At 52.7% G+C, this 2,169-nt stretch carries 1 protein-coding gene and 1 pseudogene; both read left to right on the forward strand.

Annotated elements, in window-relative coordinates:
* The first annotated feature begins 84 nt into the window (after positions 1-84).
* On the forward strand, positions 85-570 hold the full coding sequence (locus NW818_RS13850; RefSeq protein WP_099812041.1) for an allophycocyanin subunit beta: 486 nt from the start codon (positions 85-87) through the stop codon (positions 568-570).
* Between the two features lie 39 nt (positions 571-609).
* Positions 610-1,596, forward strand: a pseudogene (locus NW818_RS13855) (chlorophyll a/b binding light-harvesting protein); the annotation flags it as partial.
* Positions 1,597-2,169 lie beyond the last annotated feature (573 nt).

The raw sequence follows: 2,169 nt of genomic DNA on the forward strand, positions 1-2,169 counted from the left end.
GGACTCCGTCCCGCTAACGCGAACAGCATTTGCCCAATTGCCTCAAGAAATCAGTCCCTACTAGTGCTTAGAGGAGAAAAATCCATGAAAGATACCATCACTTCCCTGATTAACCCCGCCGATGAGAAAGGCTCTTACTTAGATGCCGCAGCTCTGGAACAATTAAATCGCTATTTCCAGAGTGGCAACATGCGCGTCAAGGCGGCCAAAACCATCAGCTCCAGCGCCAGCAGCATTATCAGCAAAACGGTTGCCAAGAGCTTGCTCTACGGGGATATTACCCTACCGGGGGGCAATATGTACCCTACTCGGCGCTACGCGGCTTGCTTGCGGGACCTGACCTATTTTCTACGCTATGCCACCTACGCCATGTTGGCTGCCGATCCCTCAATTTTGGATGAGCGCGTGTTGCAGGGTTTAAAAGAAACTTACATCACCCTCGGCGTTCCCATCGATCGCGTCATTCAGGCCCTCAATGCCATGAAAGAGGTCCTGACCGAAAGTCTCGACACAGAGGCAAGTCAAGAAATGGCCGTTTATCTTGACCATATCATTGCCGGTCTGAGCTAAACGTGCCTGTATTTTTGAGGGCTCACTGAGGAGCTATCTATGAATGCCAAAAAGATGCACCCATCGGGCTACCCCTGGTGGTCAGGTAACGCTCGATTGATGAACCTCTCTAATACTTTTATCGTGGCGCATGTGGCCCATGCGGCCTTGATCATGGCTTGGGCGGGGGGCTTTACCTTGTTTGAGCTGGCCAAGTTCTCGCCAGAGCGGCCCATGTACGAGCAAGGGCTGATTTTGCTGCCCCACTTGGCCACATTGGGGTGGGGGGTTGGCCCCGGTGGCCAGATCGTCAATACCTTTCCCTATGTGGCCATTGCCTCAATTCACCTGGTGGCTGCCGGCGTGTTGGCTGGAGGAGCCTACTTCCACCAAACCCAACTTCCCCCCAGCTTAGATATGGAATTCGGCAGGGCTGCCAAGTTTCACTTCACTTGGGATGATGCCAAAACGTTGGGAGTGATTTTGGGGCACCACCTACTGATTTTGGGCCTGGGATCCCTATTGTTGGTGGCCAAGGCGATGGTGTTCGGGGGGCTGTATGACGCCAACACCGGTCAGGTACGCCTGGTTACGGCTCCAACTTTGGACTTTGCCACCCTTTGGAACTACCGCACCCACCTGTTTGATGTCAATAATTTGGAAGACTTGGTGGGGGGCCATATCTATGTGGGAGCTCTTCTCTTGTTGGGAGGGGTGTGGCATATCCTGGTTCCGCCGTTTGAGTGGGTTAAAGCTCGCTTTCTCTTCTCAGCAGATGGGATCCTCTCCTACTCTCTATTCGGCATCGCCCTAGCCGGTTTTGCGGCTTCTTACTACTGTGGGTTTAACTCGCTGGCCTACCCGGTGGAGTTTTACGGCCCCACCCTGGAGCTGAAATCCGCCTTTACTCCTTACTACTTCGATCCAAATCAAACGGGAGCGTGGAACTACTCCTCAAGGGTTTGGCTGGCGAATGCTCACTTCTACTTAGCCTTCTTTTTTCTACAAGGATCCCTGTGGCATTTTCAGCGAGCGATGGGATTTGATGTCGGCAAGATGCTGCAGCTTTGGCAGCAGAGTCGGCAGGAAATGACCTCTCAGTCGGTGTATCAGGTTCAATTTCAGTGCCGACCTCAGCCTGACTTTGCAACTTTTTACGAGCCGCCCTTTGCAGGTCCAGAGCCTCTATCTGTATCTCCCGAGGATATCTACTGGTATCAGCCGCCAAAGGCTCCCAGCTCCAGATCTCTATCGTTGATAAACGGCGTTCGGCAAACTCTCTATGAAGTGAACTACACCCTTAGGAGGTGGATCTTCTACGAGCCCGCAAGAGAGAAGATAGCTTTCAATCGTTCTGACTTAAAGGCAGATTATGGTTCGCGCAAGTCAAGGGCTGATTTCTCGAAGTTTGCTCGATCTCTGCCCAAAGTCTTCTACGAGCCGAGCAGAGTTCAGGCTTAACCTACCTGGGATTTGAGGGGGTTTGGCCCTCAGGAGAGGTGATTACCCTGCCTGGGGGCTTTTTGCTTTGCTAGGGCTCCGCAGTGTGGGCTAAGGAAGGGAGTACCGATCTAGACTTGGCCTTGGTGAAGCAAATGGTGGATCAACTGAGGGGATCCA

Source organism: Synechococcus sp. R6-5, from assembly GCF_047461775.1.
Taxonomy (GTDB): Bacteria; Cyanobacteriota; Cyanobacteriia; order Thermostichales; family Thermostichaceae; genus Thermostichus.